Here is a 6,417-nt window from a genome sequence, read left to right on the forward strand (position 1 = left end):
TATCTGAGCGGGCGCCTGACCATTCCCATCCCGGCTCAGAGGGTGAAAGCAGATGAGCGCCGGATCACCATCCGCGGTGCCACCCACAACAACCTGAAAAGCATCGATGTGGAGATCCCCGTCGGCCTGTTTGTCTGCGTGACCGGCGTTTCCGGCAGCGGAAAGAGCTCTCTGATCAACCAGACCCTCTATCCCTATCTGCACAACCACTTTTTCCGCACGACGCACAGAGTTGGGCCGGTTTCGGCGATCGAGGGCCTGGAACACATGGATAAGATCATCTGCATCGACCAGCAGCCGATCGGACGCACCCCACGCTCAAATCCCTGCACCTATGTGAAACTCTTTGATCCTATCCGCAACCTGTTCAGCCAATTGCCGGCCTCGAAGATCCGCGGTTACAGTGCCGGGAGGTTTTCCTTCAACGTGCGGGGCGGTCGCTGTGAAGCCTGCGAAGGGGCAGGCGTGAAGCAGATCGAGATGCATTTCATGGCCGATATCTTCGTCACCTGCGAAGTATGCAAGGGGAAAAGATACAATCAGGAGACCCTTTCCATCCGCTACAAGGGCAAAAACATCGCCGAAGTGCTGGACATGGACGTCCAGGAAGCCTACGATTTTTTTGCCAACATTCCCTCGATCCGCGGCAAGCTGGACACCCTGATGGAAGTCGGGCTCGATTACATGAAGCTGGGCCAGCCTTCCACCACACTATCCGGCGGTGAAGCCCAGCGCATCAAGCTTTCCCGCGAACTGAGCAAGGTCAGCACTGGCAACACTCTCTATCTGCTGGATGAGCCTACCACCGGACTGCATTTCGACGATATCAACAAACTGCTCAAGGTGCTTTCCAAACTGGTGCGCATGGGCAACACGGTGGTGGTGATCGAGCACAATCTGGACGTGATCAAATCAGCGGATTGGATAATCGACCTCGGCCCGGAAGGTGGCGACGAAGGCGGCTACGTGATCGCGACTGGCACTCCCGAAGACATTATCAAATGCAAGAAATCCTATACAGGGCAGTTTCTCAAGGTCCATTACGATCGGGAAACCAAACCGCAGGCTGTTTCAAAACCCAGGAAAAAGACTTCCTCCAAGCAAAATGTAAGCTGAAATGGCAGACATTCGTTTTAGATATCAACCGCCGACCGCTGGAACTCACGAAGTGGGGATCGCAGGGGATTTCACGTCTTGGGAGATCCTCGACCTGATCGATGTAGGCGGGATCTACCTCATCAGCCTGCACGTGGAAAAAGGCCGCTACCGCTACAAATTCATCGTGGACGGAAACTGGATCGCGGATCCCAACAATCCCAACCTGGAAGCTGATCCCTTCGGCGGGATGAACTCCATCCTGGTGGTGGATGGCCAGAAGAAGCCCCGCTTCGCCTGGAAGGATATCTGGCAGGACCAGGCACCGCTCCGGGAAAGGCTGGGCCACTACATTTCCGTGAACCGGATGGCGGAAAATCTCTACGAACTTAGGTTCAACTGGCATCCCTCTTTGCCCGCGGAGCTTGTAGCAAAACTGGATGGAAAGGACACCCAGCTATTCCGTTTGGGTGTCCACGCCAACAGGGAGGTCTGGCATTGCTGCTTTGCATCAGCCCGGGACAGCTTGGATGTCTGGATCGCCGTCAAGGCCGAGGGACACGTTCTGTACCTTGGGGAAGAGGTTTTTTCCGAGCAATTGGGAAAGCTGAATCCGATCCGCATCCAACTACGGGAACTGCCGGTTTTCGCAGTTCCGGACTGGGTGCGGGACAGCGTCATCTACCAGATCTTTCCCGACCGCTTTCACAACGGGGATCCTTCCCTCAATCCGGATTTTAGCGAAAGCTGGTATGATGATTGCCGCGAACCCCCGCCGGATGGGGAATTCCTGCCTCCCCACCGGGAATACTACCATCTGGTGCGGGACTGGACCGACATCAGCGGCCTCAGGCAAAGCCCCTGGCTGGAACCGGGCAAACCTGACTGGTGGTCCTTCTATGGCGGAGACATCCCCGGAGTCCACCAGAAGCTGGATTACTTGAAAGACCTGGGGATCACCGTGATCTATTTCAATCCCCTCTGGCAGGCCAAATCCAACCATAAATACGACGCGGCGGATTTCCGCAAGATCGATCCCCATTTTGGCTCCACCCAAGTCCTGCAGGCCCTGGTCCGGGAAGCCCATGAAACAGGGATCAGGATCATCGTGGACATCGCTTTCAACCATTGCGGCGATGATTTCTGGGCCTTCCGCGACACAGTGCAGAAAGGCCCCGCTTCAGAGTATTGGAGCTGGTTCGACTGGGTCAAATGGCCTCTGCCGGAGCCGCTCCCGCCCGATTTCAAGCCCAAGGAATACTATCAGTGCTGGTGGGGCATCAAAGACATGCCAGACCTCAATTTTGACCTTAGCCGCACCCATCCCTCCGAGAACTACGTGAAAGATATTTACAAAGCCGTACCCAACCAGCCTTTGGTGGAACATATTCTGGATTGCGTGCGCTGGTGGCTGCTGGAGATCGGCATCGACGGTTTCCGCCTCGACGTCCCGGATGAAGTTCCCTACTGGTTTTGGCAGCTCTTCCGCGAACAGGTGAAGGCGATCAAGCCCGAGGCCTGGATCGTTGGCGAGATCTGGCAAAGCGCCCGGGGCTGGGTTGGCCCCAACTATTTCGATTCCGTGATGAACTACGCCTGCTTCAAGGATCCCCTGCTGGAATTCTTCATCCTGCGGCTCATCGACTGCCGCGGTTTTCGCGCCAAGATCGAGGAAGGCCTGGCCCAATATCCTTTCCAGGCCCTGGGGGCGATGATGAACCTGCTGGGCAGCCACGACACGGTACGCGTTCTTGAATTGGCCAAGGGAAACATCTCCCGGCTCAAGCTGGCCTTGCTTTTCCAGATGACCTTCAGCGGCGCGCCCCACATCTATTACGGCGATGAGATCGCCATGCGCGGGGGCAAGGACCCGGACAACCGCCGCCCCTTCAATTGGGCTTGGGAGCAGGATCCCGAGGCCAGTGACCTGAGGGAGTTTTACCGCGAACTGATCCGCCTGCGCAAATGCCACACACTGCTCAGAGAAGGTGAATTCAGCTTTCTGGAGGTTCCTGACGGCCTACTGGCCTGGCAACGCTACGATAGCTTGGGAAGGATCATTGTAATCCTGAATTATTCTACTGCCAGCCATGTCCAGGGAAACCCGGAGGCGGGGGAGACCCTTTTCACCCTCGGCGACGTGGTCCCCCGCTCGGATGGATTCCTGCTTCCGCCTGATTCAGGCGTAGTCTTTCTAAATCAGTAAAACCAGCTGAAGCAGGTGTTAAACCCTGCAACCCTTTCACGCCAGGCCATCAGAACTCATAGCGGACGGAAATCCCCTTCAAAGCCGGATCGGGAGCGACTGCCAGCCTTGGCGTGTCTTCCAAAACCAGGCGGGCTGTGACATATCCGACCACCGCCCCGAAAAAGACGTCGCTGGCCCAGTGTCGGTTGTCGTTAAGCCGGGAATAGGAGGTCAGCGCCCCGATGGTGTAGACAGTGGGTCCGACCCAGCCGGAATCCTTGTATTGATGGGCCAGGATGGGCGCAACGCTCCAAACTATCGTTGTGTGTCCGGAAGGAAAGGACCTGTCGAAGGAGAGAGAGGAGGAATTCCAGAACTCCTTGCCCTGTTCAGCCTCTGGCCTCAGCCTTTGGGTGGAAAACTTCAAGCCCTGGGTTACGCCATTGGCCAGCAAATAGCTTTTCAGGCAGAGCAGGCCGGTGTCCATGGTCTTGTCCGAACCGGCCAGCCAGGCTCCCAATACGGTCGCGCCGATCGCCGGAAGAACATATTTGCCCTCGCCGAACTGCTTGAATCCGGTCATCACGCCGTCGCCCCAGTCCGTCCGGTTGCGCTGGAAAAGGTCCCTCAATTCCTCATCATAAGAGTATAAGATCCCCGTCACGAGGACAACTCCCCCAGCCGTCAACCAATTTCCGGTTTCCCATTCCAGAGGCGCTGTGACCGCTTTAATGGCCGTTTGGGGATAGGAGAGCGCGTAGGCTTTCCAAAATTCCGCGTCCGGTTCCCCGGCTAAAGCGAGGCCAGGGAATAGCGCGCATAGCAAAACCAAAATACATATCATTCTCATGTATTGTCCTTTCGCTCCAAAGCGGTTTTTAGTCAAGGATAAATCACTTCGCGCCGATGGCGATACACCATTTCAGTAAAAACACCAAGCGATCCTTACTGATTCCTGCGCGGTTTTTACGGAAGTAACTCTCTGCATGCCATGCGGTTAAGATCTATCCGTTAAGTTGTAAGAAACTTTCCGGGTTTATCAGGATTAATTTTTATATTGTTTTCTTCAGTATAGGGAATTATTCTTACAACTTAACAACTCTATGGTGCTAAATGAGTTAGCTCACCTCCGGTTTTTACGGGGTTTTAACAACATACTGTCCAGCAATAGATTAGCCAATCTGGATTTTAACGGGTTTTTAACAAAACATAGCCCAGCAATATTTTACGATCGGGTTAACACAGCTGCATCTTGATTGAAGCAATTTCCCTATATCCACGCCCATCTGATATTCACCCTACACACTCCGAATAAAGTTCGGGATGTGTCCAATGAGTGTAAAACTGGCATAACTTGAAGCTGCGGAAAAGAGAAAGGGCAGGAAAGATGGGCAAGGCAGGTATATATTGCGAAAGCTTCCCGTTATTTTGGATTGACACAAAAGCGCCCGGCGAATTAAGGGACTGTAATGGGAACAATTATGAAGAAAAAAATACTGCTCTGCGTAACAGGCGGGATCGCCGCCTATAAAGCGATTGACCTGGCCAGCCGGCTTAGCAAGGCGGGCTATGAGGTGAAAACCGTCCTCACTTCCCACGCCCAGCGCTTCGTGGCGGGGATAAACTTTGCCGCCATCACCCAGAACAGCGTGCACACCACGCTTTGGGAAGATAATGACCCCATTCCGCACATCACTCTGGCGGATTGGGCGGACCTGATCGTGGTGGCTCCGGCCACAGCGAACATCATGGCCAAGGCGGCTTACGGGATAGCCGACGACCTCTTGTCTTCGCTCCTTTTGGCGCATCTCAAGCCCGTCCTCTTCGTTCCGGCGATGAATGTCCACATGTACGATCATCCGGCCACCCAGGCCAACATCGCCCTCCTCAAAAAGCGGGGCAACCACGTTCTGGAACCCGTCACCGGCCTGCTCGCCTGCGGCTATGAAGGCAAAGGCAAGTATCCCCCCAACGAGGAGGTCGTTTTCGCCATCCGCTGTTATTTGGAACATCCCGCAAACCTAAGTGGGAAGAAGGTTCTGGTCACCGCCGGAGCGACCTCCGAGCCGCTCGATCCCATGCGCACGCTCACCAATAAATCCAGCGGCAAGATGGGACTGGCCATCGCCCGGGCCTTTGCCCTGAGGGGCGCGCGGGTCACTTTGGTGCACGGAAACGTCTCCGAAACGCTTCCCTACTACCTGCACAAGGCCGTGTTCACTCCCACAGTGCAGGAGATGGCAGACGAAGTTTTGCGCGCTCCCGGCGCCTACGACATCATCGTCAAATGCGCCGCGGTCTCGGATTTCAGGCCGGCCAAGACTTCCGCCCAGAAGATCAAGAAAGGCGGAAAGCTGGCATTGGAACTGGTTCCCACCCAGGACATCCTGGCTGAATTGGGCCGGGTCAAACCCAAAAAGCAGATCCTGGTGGGCTTCGCGGCCGAGACCGAAAACCTGGCCGCCAATGCCAAAGTCAAGCTGGAGCGCAAGAATCTGGACCTGATCTGCGTCAACCATCTGGACACGGCGGGCGCGGATGAAACCGCCCTGACCCTGATCTTTGCCAAAAACAAGAAATCAATCCGGCTGGAGGGCGACAAATTCGCCGTGGCCCTGCAACTGGTTGGGCAGATCGCGAAGCCATGAAACGGGGAATGACCATCATCACCGGCGCCAACGGACAGGTGGGCAGCCATCTGGCCAGGCATTACGCCGGGAGCGGAGAGCCCCTGCTCTTGCTTTACCACAAGGAAGTTCAGCGCATCGCGGAACTGGATGGGCTTGACGGCGTCCTGCTCCAGAGCTGCGACCTCTGCTCTTTTGAGGAAACCCGCAAAGCGCTGGATTCCGCCTCCCAAAAACTAACCGCGGTTCCCGCCCGGCTGATCCACACCGCCGCTGTCCGCAGTTCCGACGCCAAAACCCTCGCTGAGAGTGATCCGCTGGTCTTCAACCAGGTGTTGGGCTCAAACCTCGTGATGGCCTACAACATCCTGCGCAACTGCCTGCCGGGGATGATCGCGAACCAGTTCGGGCGGGTGGTGATCTTCGGCTCCAATGTTGCCCTGACCGGCCTGAAGAATGGAGCGGCCTATTCCGCGGCCAAAGCGGCACTGGTGAATCTGGTCAAAA

Annotated in this window: 4 protein-coding genes and 1 pseudogene; 4 read left to right on the forward strand and 1 reads right to left on the reverse strand. The window is 55.8% G+C overall.

Annotated elements, in window-relative coordinates; translation table 11 throughout:
- A pseudogene (locus tag K0B87_09040) lies at positions 1–1,023 on the forward strand (excinuclease ABC subunit UvrA).
- A gap of 94 nt (positions 1,024–1,117) precedes the next feature.
- Complete coding sequence (locus tag K0B87_09045; protein ID MBW6514881.1) at positions 1,118–3,301, forward strand: DUF3459 domain-containing protein; 2,184 nt, start codon at positions 1,118–1,120, stop codon at positions 3,299–3,301.
- 49 nt (positions 3,302–3,350) lie between these two features.
- Here K0B87_09045 and K0B87_09050 read toward each other — a convergent pair whose 3' ends face one another.
- Complete coding sequence (locus tag K0B87_09050; protein ID MBW6514882.1) at positions 3,351–4,127, reverse strand: phosphatase PAP2 family protein; 777 nt, start codon at positions 4,125–4,127, stop codon at positions 3,351–3,353.
- A 637-nt stretch (positions 4,128–4,764) separates the two neighbouring features.
- On the opposite strand from K0B87_09050, the gene coaBC reads away from it, so the two are divergent.
- Both coaBC and K0B87_09060 read left to right on the forward strand, forming a co-directional pair.
- Complete coding sequence (gene coaBC / locus K0B87_09055) at positions 4,765–5,931, forward strand: bifunctional phosphopantothenoylcysteine decarboxylase/phosphopantothenate--cysteine ligase CoaBC (protein ID MBW6514883.1); 1,167 nt, start codon at positions 4,765–4,767, stop codon at positions 5,929–5,931.
- An 8-nt stretch (positions 5,932–5,939) separates the two neighbouring features.
- A partial coding sequence (locus K0B87_09060; GenBank protein MBW6514884.1) for an SDR family NAD(P)-dependent oxidoreductase occupies positions 5,940–6,417 on the forward strand: 478 nt, incomplete at its 3' end.

The sequence above is a fragment of the Candidatus Syntrophosphaera sp. genome, assembly GCA_019429425.1.
Taxonomy (GTDB): domain Bacteria; phylum Cloacimonadota; class Cloacimonadia; order Cloacimonadales; family Cloacimonadaceae; genus Syntrophosphaera.